The following is a 20188-nucleotide window of genomic DNA, read 5'->3' on the forward strand; positions in this document are numbered from 1 at the left end:
GAGAAAGTTCTCATGAAGAAGCCATTGATCACTGTCGCTATCGCTGCGTCACTGCTGGCGACTGCTGCACTGGCTCAAGATTTGCCCAAGACCCATTTAAAAGTGGTCGGCGGCTTGAGCAACCTGACGGCGTATAACGATTACGAAAAACCGTTCTGGACCAAAACCATCCCTGAACTCTCCAAGGGCCAGGTCACGGCGGATATCAAGGGCTTTAACGAAATGGGCCTCAAAGGCCCCGAGCTGCTGCGTTTGATGTCGCAAGGCGTCATCGAGTTCGGCACCGCCACCCTCGCTTACTTTGCCAGCGACAACCCCATCAACGAAGCCATCGATCTAGCGGGTCTGGCGCCTGACGTCAAGACCGCGCGCGCCGTGACTAATGCCTTTGAGCCGGTATATGCCAAGCTCTACGGCGAGGGCGCCAACGTCAAGCTGCTGGGTATCTCGACCTATCCCGCCCAAGTCTTGTTCTGCAACGCCGACATCAAGAGCCTGGCGGACGTCAAGGGCAAGAAAGTTCGCACGAGCAGCCGCACCACGGCAGAATTCGTGCAGGCCCTCGGTGGCTCCAGCGTAACCATGGCGTTTGGCGAAGTCGTGCCGGCCCTGCAAAACAAGGTCGTGGACTGCGCGATCACCGGTTCGCTGTCGGGTTATTCGGCCAAATGGTACGAGGTGTCTACCCACCTGTATGCCTTGCCGATCAACTGGAACCAACAGATTCACGCCGTGAACCAAAAGGCCTGGGACAAGCTGGATCCCAAGGTGCAAACGTTCCTGCAAACCAACATCGACAAGCTAGTCGACGATATCTGGGACGCCGCCGCCCGTCAGACGCAAGAAGGCTATGACTGCAACACCGGCGCCGCCGCATGCCCGTATCCCGTCAAAGGCAAGATGGTACTGGTTGAGCCCACCGCAGCCGATCGCGAATTGCTCAAGAAGGTCTTGAATGATGCCGTGCTGCCGAAGTGGGCGGAACGTTGTTCGGCACAATGCGTGCAGGATTTCAACGCGACCATCGGCAAAGAACTCGGTCTGGTCGCCAAAAAGTAAGCCGCACTCTCGTCATCGCATTTTTCCAGCATTAACCGCCCGTACCGCACGCCTGGAGTGACTCCAGGCGCACCGCGGTGCGCGGCTATGGGGGCAGTCGTCATGACTCCATCTGAAAATTTCCGGGTACTGGGCAAGCTCTTGCGCTGCGCAGAGACCTTTTCGCGCATCGCCGTCTGGGTGGGTGGCGCGCTGACCTTGGCCAGCGTGCTGCTGATCTCGTTCGACGTGCTGGCGCGCAAGTTCTTGGGATTCACCACCGGCGGCGCGGATGAACTGTCCAGCTATGCCTTTGCCATCAGCACCGCGTGGGCCCTGGCGTTTGCGACCCTGCAGCGCGCCAACGTGCGCGTGGACGTGCTGTATCAGTATTTCCCGGTGCGCGTGTCGGCCGTGATGGACTGGATCGCACTCGTGGCCCTAGGCATCTTCATGGTCTATCTGACGTACTTCGCCATGGAGATGGTGCAGACCTCGTGGGGGAGCAATTCGACCGCCAATACACCGCTGGCCACCCCCTTGTGGATTCCCCAGGGCCTGTGGTTGCTGGGACTGGCGTGGATGTGCATTACGGTGGCATTGATGCTGGTGCGCGCCTCGCTGGCGCTGGTCACCGGTGATCTGGAATTGGTCAAAGAAATTTGCGGCGTGCGTTCCACGCAGGAAGAGGCCGAAGAAGAAGCCATCGCCGGCGAACGCATGGTCAAGGGAGACGCAGCATGATCGCGACCGCTCTGATTTTATTGTTGGTGTTGATCGGGATCTCGATTCCCGTTGGCGCCGCCTTGGGGGTGCTGGGGCTGATCCTGGACCCGTTGTATTCCATGTTGCCGCTGACCCGCGCCCTGGGTGAAGTATCGTGGAGCACGAATAACGAGTTTCTGTTGGTGGCGATCCCGCTGTTCATCATGCTGGGCGAGATACTGCTGCGTTCCGGCTTTGCGGAAAAGATGTACAGCGCGATGAGCCTGTGGTTATCGTGGCTGCCGGGCGGCTTGATGCACGCCAACATTGGTGCATCAACGCTGTTTTCCGCTACGTCGGGGTCCAGCGTGGCAACGGCCGCCACCGTCGGCACGGTCGCGCTCCCGCAGATTAAAAAATATGGCTACAACGAGCCGCTGTTTCTAGGTAGCCTGGCTGCCGGCGGGACATTGGGGATTCTGATTCCGCCATCGATCAATCTGGTGATCTACGGCGTACTGACCAATTCGTCGGTGCCCAAGCTGTATTTGGCCGGGATTTTGCCAGGGTTCGGTCTGGCGGCCCTGTTCATGCTGACCGTGATCGTCGCCTGCATTCTCAAGCCGCAGTGGGGCGGCCATAAGATCCAGGCCACCTGGAGACAGCGATTGGCCAGCCTGGTGCACCTGGCGCCACCGATGGGAATCTTCTTCTTGGTAGTGGGCTCCATCTACGCCGGATTGGCCACGCCGACCGAGGCCGCCGCGCTGGGCGTGTTGGGTGCCCTGATTCTGGCCGCGTGCTTTGGCCGTTTGAACTGGGTCATGCTGCGCGACGCCATCGAAGGCACGATGCGCTCGACCGCCATGATCATGTTGATCGTGATCGCCGCCAGCTTTTTGAACTTTGTCATGGCCGCGACCGGCTTGACCGATGCGTTGACACAATCGATCACGGGCCTGGGCCTGTCGCCCGGCTGGATGCTGCTGATCCTGGTGTTGTTCTACCTGGTGCTGGGCTGCTTCATGGAAACGCTGTCCATGATGATCACCACGATCCCCATCGTGGCCCCCATCATGATCGCATTGGGTTACGACCCGATCTGGCTCGGCATCGTCATCATCGTGCTCGTCGAAGCCGCCCTGATTACGCCGCCCGTTGGCCTGAACCTGTTTGTTGTGCAAAGCCTGCGCAAGAGCGGCGACATGGGTGCCGTCATCGTCGGCAGCCTGCCATTCGTTCTGGCGATGTTTGTCATGCTGTTGCTGTTGGCCTTGATCCCTGATCTAGCCTTGTGGCTACCGCGCGTGTTTGGTTGATATTTCAATTATTTAGACTTAGGCAGGAATTTTCATGAAAGCCGTATTCCAAATCGAGTCCGCAGACGGTGCCTCGCGCACCCTTGAAACCGACATTCGCACGCTGGTCGTGGCAGGGTGGGCCGGCCGTGATCGCGCGGCCATCGAACATCACATCGAAGAGCTTGCCGCCATTGGCGTGCCGCGCCCCAGCAGTGTGCCGTTGTACTACCGCATCGCCGATAATCAACTGACGCAGGCCGCGTGTATCCAGGCCGTCGGCGATGCCTCGTCCGGCGAGATCGAGACTTTCGTCTTTGCCGTTGAAGGCGAGCTCTACGTCAGCATCGCGTCTGACCACACCGACCGCAAGCTTGAGTCTCATAGCGTGGCCTTGTCCAAGCAAGTGTGCGCCAAGCCCGTCGGCACCACCGCCTGGCGCATGGACGATGTCGCCGCGTACTGGGACGAGCTCGTGATCCGCTCCTATATCGTCGAGGGCGGCGCTGAGGTCCTGTATCAAGAAGGAACACTCGATTCGCTGCGCACGCCACAGGACCTGATTGCTGGCTACACTGACGGTAAAGCCTTGCCCGACGGCACCGGCATGACCTGCGGCACCGTAGGGGCCATCGGCGGCATCCGTGCCTCGACGACATTCATCATGGAACTCTTTGACCCGCGCCGTCAGCGCTCGTTGAAACATCGCTATGAGGTCGACGTTCTGCCGGAAATCGCCTGAGGGCATCCGGTCGTCACCGGGCAATAAACGATAGTTACGCCGCCGAGGCGGCACGAGGAATTTATGCTTTCCACTTTGCATGACACCGCCGTCGCCTTACAAGAAGGGCGCCTGAGCGCCGTTGCGTTAACCGAGGACGCGCTGGCACGCGCGACCGATCCGGCAGGCGAGGGCGCCCGTGTGTTTACCAAGGTCTATGCCGAGCGGGCTCGCGCCGCTGCGCAAGCCTCCGACACGCTGCGTGCCGCCGGTCTGTCGCGTTCGCCCATCGACGGCCTGCCGATTTCCATCAAAGATCTGTTCGATGTCGCTGGTGAGACGACGCTGGCTGGCTCGGTCGCCCTGGAGGGCGCGCCCGTCGCCGACGACCACGCCGTGGTCGTGCAACGCCTGCTGGCCGCCGGTGCGGTCATCGTCGGTCGTACCAACATGGTCGAGTTCGCGTACTCGGGCCTGGGCGTCAACCCCCATTACGGCACCCCCCTGAACCCCTGGGACCGGGCCAGCGGCCGCATCCCCGGTGGCTCCTCATCCGGCGCCGGCGTGTCGGTGACCGACCGCATGGCCCTGGGTGCTATCGGTTCGGATACCGGCGGCTCGGTGCGCATTCCCGCCGCCCTGTGCGGTATTGCCGGCTTCAAACCCAGCGCCTGGCGTGTGTCGATGGCGGGCGTGCTGCCCTTGTCCGCCAACCTGGATTCCATCGGCCCGCTTGCGCCCAGCGTGCGCTGCTGCGCCACGCTGGACGCGATTTTGGCCGGCGACGACATCACCCGCGCATCGCCGGTCTGGCAAGCCGCTCCCTTGCGTGGCTTGCGGCTGGCTGTGCCGACGACGTTGGCGTTGGACGGCATGGACGAACACGTGGCGGCGACCTTTGCCGCCGCGATCAGCGAACTCTCTGCCGCAGGCGCCCAAGTCGATGAAATCGACGTTCCCGAGTTCGCTCAACTGGCGGCCATCAACAAAACGGGCGGCTTCACGGCCGCTGAAGCCTGGGCCTGGCACCGAGACCTGATCGCACGCGCCGGCGACCGCTACGATCCGCGTGTCGTCTCGCGCATTCGTCGAGGCGCGGAGATGTCCGCCGCTGATTATCTGGACCTGCTCGATGCCCGCGAAGCCTGGGTCGCCGCCGTCGATCACCGCATCGCCGGCTACGACGCCCTGATCCTGCCCACGGTGCCCGTCACGGCCCCCACCGTTGCCGAGGTCTCAGCCGATGACGCCGTGTATTACGCGACGAACGGTTTGATCTTGCGCAACCCGACACTGATTAACTTCCTGGATGGTTGCGCCGTGTCTGTCCCTTGCCACACGGCAGGCACAGCACCAGTCGGCCTGATGATCGCGGGCGCCAACGGCACGGATTCGCGCATCCTGTCGATCGGGATGGCGGTGGAAGACCTGTTGCAGGCATAACGCAACGACAGCACCGGAGACCACGATGACACAAGCCGCAGCTACCAACCCTGCGTATCAAGCCCGTTTGGATGCACGCACGGGCGTCCTTATCGGCCCGACGGCCAATATCGCCCCGGGCTATGTCCAGGCCAATCTGGCAATTTTGCCGGCGGACCTGGCGGCGGATTTTCTGCGCTTTTGCCAACGCAATCCCAAACCGTGCCCGCTACTGGCGATGTCAGAGCCCGGTGATCCGGCGCTGCCAGACCTGGGCCACGACATTGATATCCGCAGCGATATCCCGCGCTATCGGGTATGGCACAACGGCGAGTTGGCATCAGAGCCAGCGGATGTGAAAGACGTCTGGCGCGATGATCTGGTTTCTTTTTTGATTGGCTGCTCGTTTTCGTTCGAGGAAGCGATGCTGGATAACGGTCTACCGGTACGCCACATCGAGCAGGGGTGCAATGTCCCGATGTACCGAACATCGATCCCAACGCAGCCGGCGGGACTTTTTCACGGCCCGTTGGTGGTGTCGATGCGCCCATTGAAAGCCGCCGATGCGATCCGGGCGATCCAGGTGACGTCACGCTTTCCATCGGTACACGGCGCACCGGTTCATTTCGGTGATCCGGCAGAGATCGGTATTGCTGATATCAATCGTCCGGATTACGGCGATGCGGTCGAGATTCGACCCGGAGAAGTCCCTGTTTTCTGGGCCTGCGGCGTGACGCCGCAATCCGTTGTGGCAGCAGTACAACCGGCGTTTTGCATCACGCATGCGCCAGGGCATATGTTGGTGACGGATTTGCTGAATAGTCGGATGGCGGTGTTGTAGGTCTTGCGTTGCGGGTGGGTTTTCTTTTGATGTCGCCGAGCCGGTGCGATATGGCCAGCCGCGCCTACGCACACCGGACGAAGGCGTTAAAAGAACCCCGCACCGCCCACAAGAAACCTAAGCCACCCGCTTTTCCAACACCTCTCCCGCGAGCGCATCCAATACCGCACGTTCGAATTGCATTTGGCTGCGTGGGCGTTCCAAAGTCGCGCCCGTGAGGATGAAAACGTCTTCGACGCGATCGCCCAGTGTCATGATCTTGGCCATGCTGACCTCGACCTTGTGCTGCGAAAAGACGCGAGCCAGCGCATGCAGCAAGCCAGGGCGATCCGTCGCCGTGACCGACAGACGCCACGATTGGCTGCGTTCGTCGGGCTGTAATTCCGCTTGTGGCAGGACTGGGAAGACCTTTGAAATGCGTGACTGTCGGCGGCGCGGGGCAACCCCGTGAATTGGGCTGGTAGCCATCGTGCCGTCTTGCAACTGGCGTAAGCGTTGCGTGAGTTCGTGTTCCACCAGCGTCGCCTGGGCTCGCATATCCGTGCTGCCCTCCGGGGAAAGCACAATGAAGCTATCCAGGGCCCAACCGTGGCGCGTGGTATGAATGCGGGCGTCCTGAATGCCGAGGGCCTTCGCATCGAAATAGGCGCAGATCGCAACGACCAGTTCGGGGACATCGCGCAGATACACCATGATTTGCAGGCCTTCGCCGTGGTCGGTGGGGCGTGCGCGGACGACCGGCGTGTCGGGGGCAACCTGGTAATACAAATGGCGTGTATGCCAGGCGATATCCGAGGCATCGTGGCGCAGGAAATAGGCCACGTCCAGTTGCTTCCAGAACGCCTCGCGCGCATCGTCGCGCAGGCCCACCAAACGGGTCAGGCGGGCCGCTTCGTTCTTGCGTTCCTTGAGCACCGTGTTCGTGTCGGCGGGCGAGCCGCCCAGCGCCGCCAGCGTTAAGCGATAGAGGTCTTCGAGCAGTTTGCCTTTCCAGGCATTCCAGACCTTGGGGCTCGTGCCGCGGATATCGGCAACCGTCAGCAAATAGAGCGCCGTCAGGCGGCGCTCGTCACGGACCGTGGCTGCAAACTCGGCGATAACATTGGGATCGGAAAGATCGCGCTTTTGTGCAACGGCGGACATCAGCAAGTGCTGGCGCACCAAGAACTCGACCAGTTCCGCGTCCTCGGGATCCAAGCCGTGATCGTGGGCAAAACGGCGGACCTCGCGGGCGCCCAGCTCGGAATGATCGCCGCCACGGCCTTTGGCAATATCGTGAAATAGCGCGGCGATATACAGCAGCCAATGGTGTTCCAGATCGGCGATCAGTTGGCTGGCGAACGGATACTCCTGAGCGTGTTCCGGCATGGTAAACCGGCGGATGTTACGCACGACGGCCAGCGTATGCTGGTCAACCGTGTAAACATGAAACAGGTCATGCTGCATTTGCCCGACGATGCGGCGAAATACCGGTAAATAGCGGGGCAAAATATTGAGCATCGTCATGCGACGTAGCTCATGCACGATGCCGCGCGGCTGCTGCAGGATCTGCAGGAACAGCTTGCGGTGAACCGGATTGCGCCGGAACTGCGCGTCGATGCGATCACGCGAATGCCAGATGGCGCGCAGTGTGCGCGGCGACATGCCGGTCAGTTCGGTGTGCTGCTGCATGACTAAAAAGGCGCGTAGTAACAGGGTGGGCTTGCGTTCAAAGCCATCGTCGCGAACGATATCCAGGCGGTTGCGCACATTGCGAAAATCTTCGTCTATCTCTTGTGCGTCGGTATCGGGACTGGGATATAGACGCTCTTCGATGCTGGGCACCAGAATCGCGTTAAGTTGCGTCACCAGGCGCGCGGCCCAGTAGTACCGTTGCATCAGCAGTTCGCTGCCGCGCCGCGTGGCCGTGGACTGAATGCCATAGACCTCGGCCAGGCCGGGTTGCAGGTCAAACAAGACGCGGTCTTCGCGGCGTCCTGTCATTAAGTGCAATTCGATGCGCAGGCGCTTGAAGGCTTGTTCGGCACGGCGCAGGTCGCGGGCCTCGGAGGGGGTTAGCAGGCCCGCCTGGGCGACCTCGCGCCAACTGCAGCCAAAGCCCGCGGCGCGGGCCATCCACAAGATGACTTGCAGGTCGCGCAGGCCGCCCGGCGATTCTTTGCAATTGGGCTCTAAGGCGTACGGCGTGTCCTGGTAGCGCGCGTGGCGCTGCTGCATTTCAACGCGCTTGGCCTGAAAAAAGGCGGGGGCATCGAGCTGCTGCTGGATGGTCGCCTCGAACTGCTTCATCAGCGAGCGGCTGCCAGCAAGCCAACGGGACTCGAGCAGCGAGGTCTCGACTGTGATGTCGGCCCGGGATTCCCGGACGCAATCGTCAAGAGTGCGTACGCTATGGCCAGGTTCGAGGCCCAGATCCCACAGGGCAGCCACGAGTGTTTCGATTTTCTCGGCGTCCGCAGGCAAGGGCGCCTGGGGCAGCAGAATCAGCAGATCGACGTCGGAGTGCGGATATAACTCGCCGCGGCCATATCCGCCCACGGCGGCCAACGTGGCGCCCGCGGGCAGCGGGTGCAGCTTCAGGAGATCGCGCAGCGCCTGATCGACCAGTCGCCGCAGCTCGGCTAAAACGGTGTCGGGGCGCCGGTGCTTGCGGAATTGCGCAATCGCGGCAAGGCGAGCGGTTTGGAGCTGCTCCCGCAGCTTGGACAGCCTGGAGATGGCGGTATTCATGGCTACGTAAGGGGCGGCGTCAGCGTTCAGAATAAAGCTCGGTAATGCGGCCTGCCAAGAGGGCGGGCCGCAAGGGCCGTTGCAAAACCGGCATCACGTCGCCGGCAAAATCGGCCAGACCCGTGTCGATGGCTGACCACACCATCGGTCAGGGGCCTGGCCGGTATCAGGCAGTCGGCAAAATCAGTTTTTCGGCGACAAAGTCGGGCGGTTGGCGTACACCGGGCGACAGCGTCAGGACCTCGTAGCCAGTATCGGTGACCAGGATGGCGTGCTCCCACTGAGCCGACAGGCTGTGGTCACGCGTGACCACCGTCCAGCCGTCGGAAAGCTGGCGGATTTCGCGTCGACCGGCGTTGATCATGGGCTCGATCGTGAAGATCATGCCGGTAACCAGCGGAACGCCCGTGCCCGGCTTGCCGTAGTGGAGAACCTGTGGGTCTTCGTGAAAGCGGCGGCCCACGCCATGGCCGCAGTATTCACGCACCACAGAATAGCCGTTGGACTCGGCGTGCTTTTGAATAGCGTGGCCGACATCGCCCAGGGTCGCGCCGTTGCGCACCTGCTGGATGCCTTTCCACATGCACTCGAATGTGACCTCCGCGAGGCGGCGTGACTGAATCGACGGTTCGCCGGCGTGATACATGCGGCTGGTGTCACCGAACCAGCCATCTTTGATGATGGTGACGTCGATATTCAGCGAATCGCCGTTTTTCAGGACCTTGTCGCCGGGGACGCCGTGGCAGATCTGGTGATTGACTGAGGTACAGATGGCGCCGGGAAAGGGCGGATAACCGGGGGGCGCGTAACCGACCGTGGCCGACTTTACCTTGAGTTCATCGGTCAGGTACTCCAGACACAAACGGTCGAGTTCACCCGTGGTGACACCTGGTTTGACGTGGGGAGTAATGAAGTCGAGGATTTTGGCGGCGTCCTGGCAGGCGGCACGCATTTTGTCCAGATCGGCGGGGTTGGTAACGAGTCCCATGTAGGTGATTTAGCTTGGCTTGAGTTAGTAGGTGGAAAGATAGTAGAATTATAGGCTTGCCTGAAAACCGGGGGCAATGTTGAGGCTGGTACCCGTAGGTTGTTGTCCGTGGATCAGTAAATCTGGTCTGTGGACGTATCTGGGGCGCTAGCGGCGGGGTAGTCTTAGGTACCCCTCAAACGTTGCCGGCGGCGGGGCCTACCGTGGTGTCATTGTAGGCCTTTCGCGGCTACGGTCGTCTGGGTTTGTTCGTTGCAGTGGTGGTTTTGCTGTGGTGATCGGCCGGCCGGGTTCAGGGCTAGACTTATTTCGGTGGCCAATGGTGGCGGCCGAAAAATCGCGCGTTATGCCACCCAGGGTGCCAGCCGTGTCACGCACAGGCCGGTGCAGGTGTAACGCAAGACTCAACCCTCGGAGAATATTATGTCCCTTATGCGCGAAATGCTGGAAGCTGGTGTCCACTTTGGTCACCAGACCCGCTACTGGAATCCCAAGATGGCCCCGTATATCTTCGGCCATCGCAACAAGATTCACATTATCAACCTCGAACAAACCGTGGCCAAGTACCAGGAAGCCACCAAGTTCGTGAAGCAATTGACGGCTCGTGGCGGCAACGTCCTGTTCGTCGGCACCAAGCGCGCCGCCCGTGAACTGATCGCTGTCGAAGCCGCCCGCTGCGGCATGCCTTTCGTTGACGCCCGCTGGTTGGGTGGCATGCTGACCAACTTCAAGACGGTCAAGTCGTCGGTCAAGCGCCTGAAAGACATGGAAGTCGTTGTCGCCGAAGGCGGCGCCGAGCGCATGATCAAGAAAGAAGGCCTGCTGTTCCAACGCGAACTGGACAAGCTGAACAAGTCCATCGGCGGCATCAAAGACATGAACGGCCTGCCTGACGCGCTGTTCGTGGTCGACGTCGGCTACCACAAGATCGCCATCGCCGAAGCCCGCACGCTGGGTATCCCGGTTGTGGCCGTGGTTGATACCAACCACTCGCCCGACGGCGTGGACTATGTCATCCCCGGTAACGACGACTCGGCCAAGGCCATCGCGTTGTACGTCAAGGGCATGGCTGACGCCGTCCTCGAAGGCCGCGAGCAAAACCGTAACGGTCCGGTCGAAGAAGCCGGCGAAGGTTCGGAAGAGTTCGTCGAAGTGCAGGACAACCAGGCCTGATACCTGATCTGACCGGTGGTTTGTGACAGCCTGGTCTGTTACAACCCCGGTCAGGGTCCCGAGACGGGCTCCCGTCTCATGCCCGTGCAACAGCGGGCGTCCAGTCGAATCAATCTATGTGTCCCGGTGTGACCGGGGCACGTCTTAGCGAAATTGGAGCAATCATGGCTGTTATTACCGCCGCCCTCGTCAAGGAACTGCGCGAGAAAACCGACGCGCCCATGATGGAGTGCAAAAAAGCCCTGACCGAAGCCGAAGGCGATCTGGCCCGTGCCGAGGAAATCCTGCGCGTCAAGCTGGGCAACAAAGCCAGCAAGGCCGCTGCACGCGTGACCGCCGAAGGCCTGATCGGCCTGTTCATCTCGGCCGACGCCAAGCAAGGCGCCGTCATCGAAGTCAACTGCGAAACCGACTTTGTGGCCAAGAACGAAGACTTCATCGGCTTCGTGAATACGCTGGCCGAACAGGTCACCACCCAAAATCCGGCAGATGTGGCCGCCTTGTCGGCGCTGCCGATGGGCGAGGGCACGGTCGAAACCACTCGCACCGCACTGATCGGCAAGATCGGCGAAAATATCTCTGTACGCCGCTTTCAGCGCATCGAGACGCCGAACGCCCTGGCCAGCTACGTGCACGGTGGCAAGATCGGCGTGCTGGTTGAGTACGCTGGCGCCGACGAAGTCGGCAAAGACCTGGCCATGCACATCGCTGCAACCAAGCCCAAGGCCCTGAATGCCGACGGCGTGTCCGCCGAAGACATCGCTGCCGAGCGTTCGGTCGCCGAACAAAAGGCCGCCGAGTCGGGCAAGCCCGCCGAAATCGTCACCAAGATGGTCGAAGGGTCGGTGCAAAAGTTCCTCAAGGAAGTCACGCTGCTGTCGCAGCCTTTCGTGAAGAATGACAAGCAGTCGGTTGAACAGATGCTCAAAGAAAAGAGCGCCTCGATCACCCAATTCGTGCTGTTCGTCGTCGGCGAAGGCATCGAGAAGAAGTCCGAGGACTTCGCCGCCGAAGTGGCTGCCGCCGCTGGCCGCGCCTAAGTTGTCGTAGTATCAGGGGCCGGCTAGATAAACATCTAGTCCGGCCCTATTTCTTGTCTTACACTTTCGTCGGATCGTTCCCTGGGACATCACCTATGAGCAGCAGAGCATACAAACGGGTTCTTCTCAAACTTTCCGGCGAAGCGCTGATGGGCGATGATGCTTTTGGCATCAATCGCGGCACCATTGTGCGCATGACCGATGAAATTGCAGAAGTCTCGGCGCTAGGCGTCGAACTGGCCATCGTCATTGGCGGTGGCAATATTTTCCGTGGCGTCGCCCCTGGCGCCCAGGGCATGGATCGCGCGACAGCGGATTACATGGGCATGATGGCAACCATCATGAACGCGCTGGCACTGCAGGATGCGCTCAAGCACAAAGGCGTTGACACGCGTGTGCAGTCTGCCCTGAATATCGACCAGGTGGTCGAGCCCTATATCCGTCCCAAGGCGTTGCGCTACCTCGAAGAGGGCAAGGTCGTCATTTTCGCGGCCGGTACGGGTAACCCGTTCTTTACGACCGATACGGCAGCCGCGTTGCGCGGCGCCGAAATCGGCGCCGAAATCGTGCTCAAGGCCACCAAGGTCGACGGGATCTACAGTGCCGATCCCAACAAAGACCCCACGGCAACGCGCTACAGTCGCATTAGCTTCGACGAGGCCATCGTGCGTCGCCTCGAAGTCATGGATGCGACGGCGTTTGCGCTTTGCCGCGACCAAAAGCTGCCCCTGAAGGTGTTTTCGATCAATAAGTCCGGCGCGCTCAAACGCGTAGTCAGTGGCGAAGACGAAGGCACTTTGGTACACGTTTAAGCAAAGGAAATTTCATGAGCGTCGCAGAAGTCCGCAAATCGACTGAATCACGCATGATCAAGTCGCTGGATGCGCTGAAAGTCAGCTTGTCCAAAATCCGCACCGGGCGTGCCCATACCGGCATTCTGGATCACGTCCTGGTCGACTATTACGGTTCGCCCGTGCCCGTGGGCCAAGTCGCCAACGTGAACTTGGTCGATGCGCGCACGATCAGTGTGCAGCCTTACGAAAAGCCGATGGCATCGGTGATCGAAAAGGCGATTCGCGACTCCGACCTGGGTCTGAACCCGATGTCGATGGGTGACACCATTCGCGTGCCCATGCCGGCCCTGACCGAAGAGCGCCGCCGCGACCTGACCAAGGTCGTCAAAAGCGAGGGCGAGGACGCCAAGGTTGCCGTGCGCAACTTGCGTCGCGAGGCCAACGAATCGCTCAAGAAGCTCGTCAAAGACAAGGATATCTCCGAAGATGACGAGCGTCGTGCCCAGGATGACATACAAAAGCTCACCGATCGTCACGTCACCGAGATCGACAAGCTGGTCACCCAGAAAGAAGCGGAGATCATGACCGTATAATCAAGGTCAGGTATTGTCCGCTCGCTCGCGCGCCGCTTGCGCCGTACCGTAGCTGCCTCGCCGCCACGGTATTGGTGGGGCGGCGCGAGTTTTTTTGATCTTTCGTTTTTCAATTTCAGCTTTTCACCGGGCCTTTTCGGCCGGATACTTCCCCTTCATGGCCATCAGCTCTACCCAGGCGATTCCCGCCGCGCAGGCAGTTCCTCAACACGTCGCCATCATCATGGATGGCAATGGTCGTTGGGCGACGCGCCGACACTTGCCACGCAAAGCTGGGCACGCAAAAGGCGTACAGGCCGTGCGGCGCGTGGTCGAGGCGTGTGGACGACGCGGGGTGCGATACCTGACGCTGTTTGCCTTCAGCTCCGAAAATTGGCGCCGCCCCGCCGAAGAGGTTTCGCTGTTGATGCGCTTGTTTGTGCAGGCGCTGGAGCGCGAGGTCGACAAACTCAATGAGCAGGGCGTTCGGCTGCACGTTGTGGGCGATTTGTCGCCTTTCGAGGCGCGTCTGCAGTCCCTGATTGTCGACGCGCAAGCGCGTACCGCCCATAACGACAGACTGCATCTGACGGTCGCGGCCAACTACGGGGGCCGTTGGGATGTGCTGCAGGCCACGCGCGCCATGCTCAGCCAGCATCCTGAACTGGCCCGCGACCCGCGGCAAATCAACGAGAGCCACCTCAGCAGCCATTTGTCGATGGCCTGGGCACCGGAGCCGGATTTGTTCATTCGTACGGGTGGCGAACAACGTATTTCCAACTTTCTGATCTGGCAGTTGGCCTATACCGAACTGTATTTCACCGACCAGTACTGGCCTGATTTTGGTGCCGATGAGCTTGACGCCGCTTTTGAGTGGTATCGGAACCGCGAGCGCCGTTTTGGTCGTACGAGCGCTCAGTTGCGCGAAAGCACGACAGGCTAAGGTCACCGGAGATTTTTCATGCTCGGTCAACGAGTTCTTACCGCGATCGTGCTGCTGGCTGTCCTGGCCGCGACGCTGGCGTTACACAATCCCTGGTGGTTTGTGGCCTTGCTGGCGGTGGGTGCGGCCTGCACCTGCTGGGAATGGCTCAGGCTGACGGTTGCGCAGCCGCCGGCACGCGTGCTGTGTGTCGGAGTGGCGGCGATGTTGCTGGCCGTAATGTTGTGGGCCGGATGGGCCTGGCTGGTTGGCCAGCCGGCAGGCATGGATTTGGCTGCCGTGGTACTGCAGTTCCTCGTGCCTGCCGTCGCATTGATATGGTTGCTGGGCGTGACCGCGGCAGTGGTGCGCGGGCGCGCCGATGCGCCACCGGCCAGTCTGGTGTGGTCTCTGTTCAGCGTGCCTGCCATTTTCGCGGCCTGGTCGGTGCTGTCGTTGACGTTCATGGTACGGGGCGCGTGGTTTGTCATTTCGTTGCTGGCGCTGGTCTGGGTGGCCGATATTGCCGCCTATTTCGCGGGGCGGGCATTTGGCAAACATAAACTCGCTCCCAGGGTCAGCCCGGGCAAGACCATCGAGGGCGCGGTGGCGGGTATTGTCGCGGTGGTGCTGTGGGTCTGGGCATCCAGCTTCTGGGACGGCAGTTTTGGCCAGGCACTGATTGAACGCCTGGGCATCACGCTGGCCTTGCCCGCCGCAGCCCTGTTGGGCGCCATATCGATTGTGGGTGATTTGTTTGAATCCTTGCTCAAGCGTCGCGCCGGCCGCAAGGATTCCAGTGCGCTATTGCCAGGGCACGGCGGGGTCTATGATCGTCTTGACGCTATCCTGCCCGTGGCGCCGTTTGCTTTGTTGTTGTCGGGAGTGTTGTCTTGAGCCGTTTTCAACGCGTCGCCATTTTGGGCGCTACGGGATCTATCGGTGAGAGCACCCTGGATGTGATTGCCCGTCACCCTGATCAGTTGGCCGTCTATGCGCTGTCCGCGCATAGCCGGATCGAACGCTTGGCCGAGCAGGCCGCCGCCTGCCGGGCCGCCGTTGTGGTCGTGCCCGATGAGGCGGCGCGGGCACGTTTCCAGGCGGTCTGGCCGGCCGGACGCACCGCGCCCGAGATTCGGGTCGGCGCCCAGGCGCTAGCCGATACGGCCGCGGATGCGGGGTGCGATACGGTGATGGCCGCGATCGTCGGGGCTGCGGGGCTGCCGGCTGCCCTGGCGGCGGCGCAGTCGGGCAAGCGCGTGTTGCTGGCCAACAAAGAGGCCTTGGTAGCTGCCGGTGGACTATTTATGCAGGCCGTGCGCGACCATGGCGCCGAGCTGTTGCCCATCGACAGCGAGCACAATGCGATTTTCCAATGCCTCCCCCAAGGCACGCGTGCCGGTGCGCCGACCGAGCCCGCGAAGGGCGTGCGGCGCTTGTTGCTGACCGCGTCGGGGGGGCCCTTTCGTCGCCTCGACCCCCAGGATTTGCACGATGTCACGCCGGACCAGGCGTGCGCGCATCCCAACTGGAGCATGGGTCGCAAGATCTCGGTCGATTCGGCCAGCATGCTGAACAAGGGATTGGAGGTCATCGAGGCGCATTGGCTGTTTGCGATGCCCGCGGATCGCATCGAGGTCTTGATCCATCCGCAAAGCGTGGTGCACTCGATGGTGGAATACGATGACGGCTCGGTGCTGGCGCAACTGGGGCAACCCGATATGCGCACGCCGATTGCGTACGGTTTGGGCTTTCCGGACCGTCTGGCCAGCGGTGTCGGGCCACTCGACCTGGCGCGTTGCGGGCGGCTGGACTTCGAAACACCCGATCTCGAGCGTTTTCCGTGCCTGGGACTGGCTTTTGCCGCGCTGCGCAGCGGGCAGGGGGCCTGTATCGCGCTAAATGCGGCTAACGAGGTCGCCGTTGAGGCGTTTCTCTCGGGGCGCCTGCGTTATACCTGGATTCCAAAGGTCATTACGGCGGCGCTGGAATGGCAACAGCGTCAGTCTTCTGTTACGCTCAACAGCCTGGCCGACGTTTTGGCGCTCGACGCCGAGACGCGTGCTTTCGCGGGCAATCTCGGCCTGGCCTGACTCTCGGCCCTCAAATACTGACACATGCTTTTTACCCTGCTCGCCTTCATCGTTGCCCTGGGCATCCTCATTACGTTTCACGAGTTGGGCCACTATTGGGTGGCTCGCTTGTGCGGGGTACGTGTGCTGCGATTTTCGGTCGGATTTGGCCGCGTACTGCTGCGCCGCACGGACAAGCACGGCACCGAATGGGCAGTGTCGGCGATTCCGCTGGGCGGCTACGTCAAAATGCAGGACGATCCGCCAGCGGGCGCATCGCGCGCCGAGGCGGCGCAATCATTCAATACCCAGCCCGTGAGTCGTCGCATCGCCATTGTGGCGGCAGGGCCGTTATTTAATTTGGCCCTGGCGATTTTCCTCTATACCGGCCTCAATCTCGCCGGCACGGAAGAGCCCGCACCCCTGATCGGGCCGCCAGCCGCCAGCACACCGGCCGCCCAAGCGGGTTTTCAAAAGGGCGATCAGATCCTCGCTATTGATGGCAATGCGGTCACTTCCTGGAACGATGCGCGCTGGCACTTGATCGAGGTCTTGTCGACGGGAGGCGAGGCTCATGTCGAGGTGCGTACGGTCGATGGTGCGACGCAGCAACGCACACTGCAGGTACCCGGCAGCAGCATGGATCCGGAGCAGGGCGATCCGCTGGCCGACGCGGGACTGCGGCTGGCGCAACCCAAACCTATCGTGCGCGGTCTGGTGGCGGGCGGTGAGGGCGAGCGCGCGGGATTGCGCGATGGTGACCGTATTATCCGTGTCGGTGATGTCGCCGAGCCCGATACCGCCCAACTGGTGCAAATCATTCAGCAGCACGCCGGCCAATCCTTGCCGCTGACGTTACAGCGTGATGGAGACCAACTGTCGGTGACGATCATGCCGCGTGCCGAAACGGTCGAGGGCAAGACCATCGGACGCATCGGCGTGCAGTTGGGCGGCGACATTCCGATGGTGACGGTACGTTACGGTCTGTTTGCAAGTATCGGCCACGCCACGGTACGTACCTGGGACACGGCCTGGCTGTCGTTGCGTATGCTGGGACGTATGGTGATAGGCGAGGTTTCATGGCGCAATATCAGTGGCCCGGTCACCATCGCCGACTATGCAGGCCAGACTGCTCGCATTGGCCTGGCCGCGTATATTGCATACCTGGCGCTGATCAGTATCAGCCTGGGTGTATTGAATTTGTTGCCGATCCCCATGCTGGACGGCGGTCATCTGCTGTACTATTTCGTCGAAATTGTAAGAGGTAGTCCGCCGCCTGATCGCTGGATAGATATTGGACAGCGTGCGGGTATCGGTTTACTGGCCGGGCTGATGTGCTTGGCTTTATTTAACGATTTCGCTCGCCTGTTCACCTGAACAGGCAATGGAATAAAATCTGTCGCCGTTTGCTCGACCTAGGATAGTCAAGGACATGTCATCTCGGATGTTTCATCACAAAAAGGGCTTGATGCCGGGCCTGATTGCCGCGCTGCTTTTGCCGGCGATAGCCCATGCGTTCGAACCTTTTGTCGTGCGGGATATCCGCGTCGAAGGTATTCAGCGTACTGATGCCGGCACCGTATTCGGGTATTTGCCAGTCAAGGTCGGCGAAGAGTTCACCGAAGCCGAGGCTACCGAGGCGGTGCGCCGCCTGTATGGCACAGGCTATTTCAGCGACGTCAACATACGAACCGACAACAATGTGGTCGTTGTCGCGGTCCAGGAACGTCCGACCATTGCCTCCGTGACGTTTGCCGGCATGCGCGAGTTCGATTCCGCTGCAATTACCAAGTCGCTCATGCAGGTGGGCTTTGGGGAAGGGCGGGTATTCGACCAGTCCATGCTGGAGCGCGCCGAGTTTGAGCTCAAAGAACAGTATCTCGGCAAAGGCAAGTACGGTGTCGAGGTCACCTCGACCGTGACCCCGCTGCCGCGTAATCGCGTGGGCGTGAGCTTTGACGTGTTCGAGGGCGAGGTCGCCAAGATCCGCGAAATCAATATTGTGGGCAATAAGGCCTTTTCCGAAGGCGACCTGCAGGACCTGTTCCAGCTGTCGACACCGGGTTGGCTGACCTGGTATACGAATACCGACAAGTATTCCCGCGAAAAACTCGAAGGCGATATCGAATCGCTACGCTCGTTCTACCTGGATCAGGGCTATCTAGAGTTCTCGGTCGAGCCGCCGCAGGTCACGATTTCGCCCGATCGCAAAGACATCTACATTACGATCACCCTCCACGAAGGCGAGCCCTACAAGGTCCGCAACGTCAAGCTGGCCGGCAATTTGCTGGGCCTGGACTCGGAAATTCGTAAGCTAGTGCAAGTCAAAGAGGGCGAGACCTTCTCGGCGGCACAGGCCAACGACTCTTCCAAGGCCATTACAGACTACCTGGGCGATCTGGGCTACGCGTTTGCCAACGTCAACCCCAATCCGACACTGGATCGCGCCAAGCACGAGGCCGACATCACGTTTTACGTGGATCCCAGCCGCCGCGTTTATGTGCGCCGCATCCAGATTGGCGGCAACACCCGCACGCGCGACGCCGTGGTCCGCCGCGAAATGCGCCAAGAAGAAGCCGCCTGGTACGATTCGGGCGACCTGAAGATCTCGCGCGATCGTATCGACCGCTTGGGGTATTTCAACGAGGTCAACGTGTCGACGGACCCGGTGCCGGGCTCGCCCGACCAAGTCGACGTCAATGTGGACGTCAAGGAAAAACCCACCGGCATGATCAACCTCGGGGTGGGTTACGGCTCATCTGAAAAGGCGATCTTGTCGGCTGGTATCAGTGAAGACAACGTGTTCGGCAGCGGCACCAACCTGACGCTGCAACTCAATACCAGCGAGAGCAATCGCGCTGTCGTGCTGTCGCACACCGATCCCTATTTCACCAAGGACGGTATCAGCCGCACCACGTCTGCTTACTATCGCGTGACGGAACCCTGGAACAACAACGACGGCGACTACCGCGTCAAGGCCATGGGTCTGGGCATGAACTTCGGTGTGCCGATCTCCGAGTACGACCGTGTCTTCCTCGGCGCCACGTTCGAGCACAACAAGATCGATCTATATACGAACTCGCCGCAATCCTACCGCGACTTCGTGGATCAATACGGTGACAGCACCAACGCGCTGATCTTTAACGTAGGCTGGTCCAAGGACACGCGCGACAGCGCATTGGCGCCGACCAAGGGCTCATATACCCGCCTGAAGTCCGACATCTCTACCGTGGATCTCCAGTACTACATGCTGTCGGCACAGCAGCAGTACTATTTCCCGCTGGGTCGCAACTACACGTTTGCCCTGAATGGCATGGTGGATTATGGTCGTAGCTACGGCAGTAAAGACTTCCCCGTCATCAAGAACGTTTATGCTGGCGGTATTGGCACGGTACGGGGTTACGACGGTTCATCGCTGGGCCCGCGCGATACGCTGACGGGCGATTACATCGGTGGCTCGCGCCGTATTGTGGCCAACGCCCAGTTGTATCTGCCATTCCCCGGTGCAACAAAAGACCGCACCTTGCGTTGGTTCCTGTTCGCCGACGCCGGTCAGGTATCGGCCGGCAGCGGCATGCCTTGCTCAACTGGCGAACCTGGCGACGGGGTCGAAGATCCTTGCGGCTGGCGCTATTCGGCTGGTATCGGCCTATCGTGGCAGTCGCCGTTGGGACCGCTGCAATTGTCGTATGCTCGTCCGCTCAACTCGAAATCGGGTGACGATCTCCAGTCGTTCCAGTTCCAGATTGGTACCGGATTCTAAGGTTTCTCGTGACCATTACGGTTACGCCTGTTCACGCCAGCAAGACGCTGCAACCCGGCGCTTGCTGGTTTAGTGGCACAATATTGGTTTTGCTTTACCTCATTGGAAG

18 protein-coding genes are annotated in these 20188 nt (G+C 60.7%); 15 read left to right on the plus strand and 3 right to left on the minus strand.

Annotated features, from left to right (window positions below; all coding sequences use genetic code 11):
• Positions 1-12: 12 nt before the first annotated feature.
• The 6 genes from ACYVDM_RS12345 (at position 13) to ACYVDM_RS12370 (ending at position 6025) form a co-directional block, all read left to right on the plus strand.
• Positions 13-1059 carry a TRAP transporter substrate-binding protein gene (locus ACYVDM_RS12345; protein ID WP_415785402.1) on the plus strand — a complete coding sequence of 349 codons (1047 nt, stop codon included), beginning with the start codon at positions 13-15 and terminating at the stop codon, positions 1057-1059.
• A 102-nt stretch (positions 1060-1161) separates the two neighbouring features.
• Complete coding sequence (locus ACYVDM_RS12350) at positions 1162-1782, plus strand: TRAP transporter small permease subunit (protein WP_415785400.1); 621 nt, start codon at positions 1162-1164, stop codon at positions 1780-1782.
• Complete coding sequence (locus ACYVDM_RS12355) at positions 1779-3062, plus strand: TRAP transporter large permease (protein WP_415785398.1); 1284 nt, start codon at positions 1779-1781, stop codon at positions 3060-3062. The genes ACYVDM_RS12350 and ACYVDM_RS12355 overlap by 4 nt, the downstream gene beginning before the upstream one ends.
• Before the next feature lie 34 nt (positions 3063-3096).
• Positions 3097-3783, plus strand: a complete 687-nt coding sequence (locus tag ACYVDM_RS12360; protein WP_415785396.1) for a DUF2848 domain-containing protein — start codon at positions 3097-3099, stop codon at positions 3781-3783.
• Between the two features lie 63 nt (positions 3784-3846).
• Complete coding sequence (locus tag ACYVDM_RS12365; protein WP_415785394.1) at positions 3847-5205, plus strand: amidase; 1359 nt, start codon at positions 3847-3849, stop codon at positions 5203-5205.
• 25 nt (positions 5206-5230) lie between these two features.
• Positions 5231-6025 carry a putative hydro-lyase gene (locus ACYVDM_RS12370; RefSeq protein ID WP_415785392.1) on the plus strand — a complete coding sequence of 265 codons (795 nt, stop codon included), beginning with the start codon at positions 5231-5233 and terminating at the stop codon, positions 6023-6025.
• A gap of 117 nt (positions 6026-6142) precedes the next feature.
• Here ACYVDM_RS12370 and ACYVDM_RS12375 read toward each other — a convergent pair whose 3' ends face one another.
• Genes ACYVDM_RS12375 through map form a run of 3 tightly spaced genes read right to left on the minus strand, consistent with a single transcriptional unit; the run spans position 6143 to position 9743 of the window.
• The gene (locus ACYVDM_RS12375; protein ID WP_415785390.1) at positions 6143-8755 is read right to left on the minus strand and encodes a [protein-PII] uridylyltransferase; all 2613 of its coding nucleotides are present in this window, start codon (positions 8753-8755) and stop codon (positions 6143-6145) included.
• Positions 8756-8774: 19 nt separating this feature from the next.
• Positions 8775-8900 carry a hypothetical protein gene (locus ACYVDM_RS12380; protein ID WP_415785388.1) on the minus strand — a complete coding sequence of 42 codons (126 nt, stop codon included), beginning with the start codon at positions 8898-8900 and terminating at the stop codon, positions 8775-8777.
• A gap of 21 nt (positions 8901-8921) precedes the next feature.
• Positions 8922-9743, minus strand: a complete 822-nt coding sequence (gene map, locus ACYVDM_RS12385; protein WP_415785386.1) for a type I methionyl aminopeptidase — start codon at positions 9741-9743, stop codon at positions 8922-8924.
• A gap of 423 nt (positions 9744-10166) precedes the next feature.
• On the opposite strand from map, the gene rpsB reads away from it, so the two are divergent.
• From rpsB to bamA, 9 genes are all read left to right on the plus strand, one after another.
• Complete coding sequence (gene rpsB, locus ACYVDM_RS12390) at positions 10167-10916, plus strand: 30S ribosomal protein S2 (protein WP_415785384.1); 750 nt, start codon at positions 10167-10169, stop codon at positions 10914-10916.
• Positions 10917-11080: 164 nt separating this feature from the next.
• On the plus strand, positions 11081-11956 hold the full coding sequence (gene tsf, locus ACYVDM_RS12395) for a translation elongation factor Ts (protein WP_415785382.1): 876 nt from the start codon (positions 11081-11083) through the stop codon (positions 11954-11956).
• 95 nt (positions 11957-12051) lie between these two features.
• Positions 12052-12768 carry a UMP kinase gene (gene pyrH, locus ACYVDM_RS12400; RefSeq protein WP_415785380.1) on the plus strand — a complete coding sequence of 239 codons (717 nt, stop codon included), beginning with the start codon at positions 12052-12054 and terminating at the stop codon, positions 12766-12768.
• 14 nt (positions 12769-12782) lie between these two features.
• Positions 12783-13343 carry a ribosome recycling factor gene (frr, locus tag ACYVDM_RS12405; RefSeq protein ID WP_415785378.1) on the plus strand — a complete coding sequence of 187 codons (561 nt, stop codon included), beginning with the start codon at positions 12783-12785 and terminating at the stop codon, positions 13341-13343.
• A 157-nt stretch (positions 13344-13500) separates the two neighbouring features.
• Positions 13501-14265, plus strand: coding sequence for a polyprenyl diphosphate synthase (uppS, locus tag ACYVDM_RS12410; protein ID WP_415785376.1), 765 nt, complete (start codon positions 13501-13503; stop codon positions 14263-14265).
• A gap of 18 nt (positions 14266-14283) precedes the next feature.
• Positions 14284-15141 carry a phosphatidate cytidylyltransferase gene (locus tag ACYVDM_RS12415; RefSeq protein ID WP_415785374.1) on the plus strand — a complete coding sequence of 286 codons (858 nt, stop codon included), beginning with the start codon at positions 14284-14286 and terminating at the stop codon, positions 15139-15141.
• The gene (locus tag ACYVDM_RS12420; RefSeq protein WP_415785372.1) at positions 15138-16337 is read left to right on the plus strand and encodes a 1-deoxy-D-xylulose-5-phosphate reductoisomerase; all 1200 of its coding nucleotides are present in this window, start codon (positions 15138-15140) and stop codon (positions 16335-16337) included. Before ACYVDM_RS12415 ends, ACYVDM_RS12420 begins: the two co-directional genes overlap by 4 nt.
• A gap of 24 nt (positions 16338-16361) precedes the next feature.
• Positions 16362-17693 carry an RIP metalloprotease RseP gene (gene rseP, locus ACYVDM_RS12425; protein ID WP_415785370.1) on the plus strand — a complete coding sequence of 444 codons (1332 nt, stop codon included), beginning with the start codon at positions 16362-16364 and terminating at the stop codon, positions 17691-17693.
• Positions 17694-17748: 55 nt separating this feature from the next.
• The gene (gene bamA, locus ACYVDM_RS12430) at positions 17749-20079 is read left to right on the plus strand and encodes an outer membrane protein assembly factor BamA (RefSeq protein ID WP_415785368.1); all 2331 of its coding nucleotides are present in this window, start codon (positions 17749-17751) and stop codon (positions 20077-20079) included.
• Positions 20080-20188: the final 109 nt, after the last annotated feature.

Source organism: Bordetella tumulicola, assembly GCF_054779135.1.

Excerpts from the sequence above, each read along its gene's own strand:
- ACYVDM_RS12345 (WP_415785402.1), top strand. The coding sequence starts at position 13 with ATGAAGAAGCCATTGATCACTGTCGCTATCGCTGCGTCACTGCTGGCG.
- ACYVDM_RS12350 (WP_415785400.1), top strand. The coding sequence starts at position 1,162 with ATGACTCCATCTGAAAATTTCCGGGTACTGGGCAAGCTCTTGCGCTGC.
- ACYVDM_RS12355 (WP_415785398.1), top strand. The coding sequence starts at position 1,779 with ATGATCGCGACCGCTCTGATTTTATTGTTGGTGTTGATCGGGATCTCG.
- ACYVDM_RS12360 (WP_415785396.1), top strand. The coding sequence starts at position 3,097 with ATGAAAGCCGTATTCCAAATCGAGTCCGCAGACGGTGCCTCGCGCACC.
- ACYVDM_RS12365 (WP_415785394.1), top strand. The coding sequence starts at position 3,847 with ATGCTTTCCACTTTGCATGACACCGCCGTCGCCTTACAAGAAGGGCGC.
- ACYVDM_RS12370 (WP_415785392.1), top strand. The coding sequence starts at position 5,231 with ATGACACAAGCCGCAGCTACCAACCCTGCGTATCAAGCCCGTTTGGAT.
- ACYVDM_RS12375 (WP_415785390.1), bottom strand. The coding sequence starts at position 8,755 with ATGAATACCGCCATCTCCAGGCTGTCCAAGCTGCGGGAGCAGCTCCAA.
- ACYVDM_RS12380 (WP_415785388.1), bottom strand. The coding sequence starts at position 8,900 with ATGGTGTGGTCAGCCATCGACACGGGTCTGGCCGATTTTGCCGGCGAC.
- map (WP_415785386.1), bottom strand. The coding sequence starts at position 9,743 with ATGGGACTCGTTACCAACCCCGCCGATCTGGACAAAATGCGTGCCGCC.
- rpsB (WP_415785384.1), top strand. The coding sequence starts at position 10,167 with ATGTCCCTTATGCGCGAAATGCTGGAAGCTGGTGTCCACTTTGGTCAC.
- tsf (WP_415785382.1), top strand. The coding sequence starts at position 11,081 with ATGGCTGTTATTACCGCCGCCCTCGTCAAGGAACTGCGCGAGAAAACC.
- pyrH (WP_415785380.1), top strand. The coding sequence starts at position 12,052 with ATGAGCAGCAGAGCATACAAACGGGTTCTTCTCAAACTTTCCGGCGAA.
- frr (WP_415785378.1), top strand. The coding sequence starts at position 12,783 with ATGAGCGTCGCAGAAGTCCGCAAATCGACTGAATCACGCATGATCAAG.
- uppS (WP_415785376.1), top strand. The coding sequence starts at position 13,501 with ATGGCCATCAGCTCTACCCAGGCGATTCCCGCCGCGCAGGCAGTTCCT.
- ACYVDM_RS12415 (WP_415785374.1), top strand. The coding sequence starts at position 14,284 with ATGCTCGGTCAACGAGTTCTTACCGCGATCGTGCTGCTGGCTGTCCTG.
- rseP (WP_415785370.1), top strand. The coding sequence starts at position 16,362 with ATGCTTTTTACCCTGCTCGCCTTCATCGTTGCCCTGGGCATCCTCATT.
- bamA (WP_415785368.1), top strand. The coding sequence starts at position 17,749 with ATGTCATCTCGGATGTTTCATCACAAAAAGGGCTTGATGCCGGGCCTG.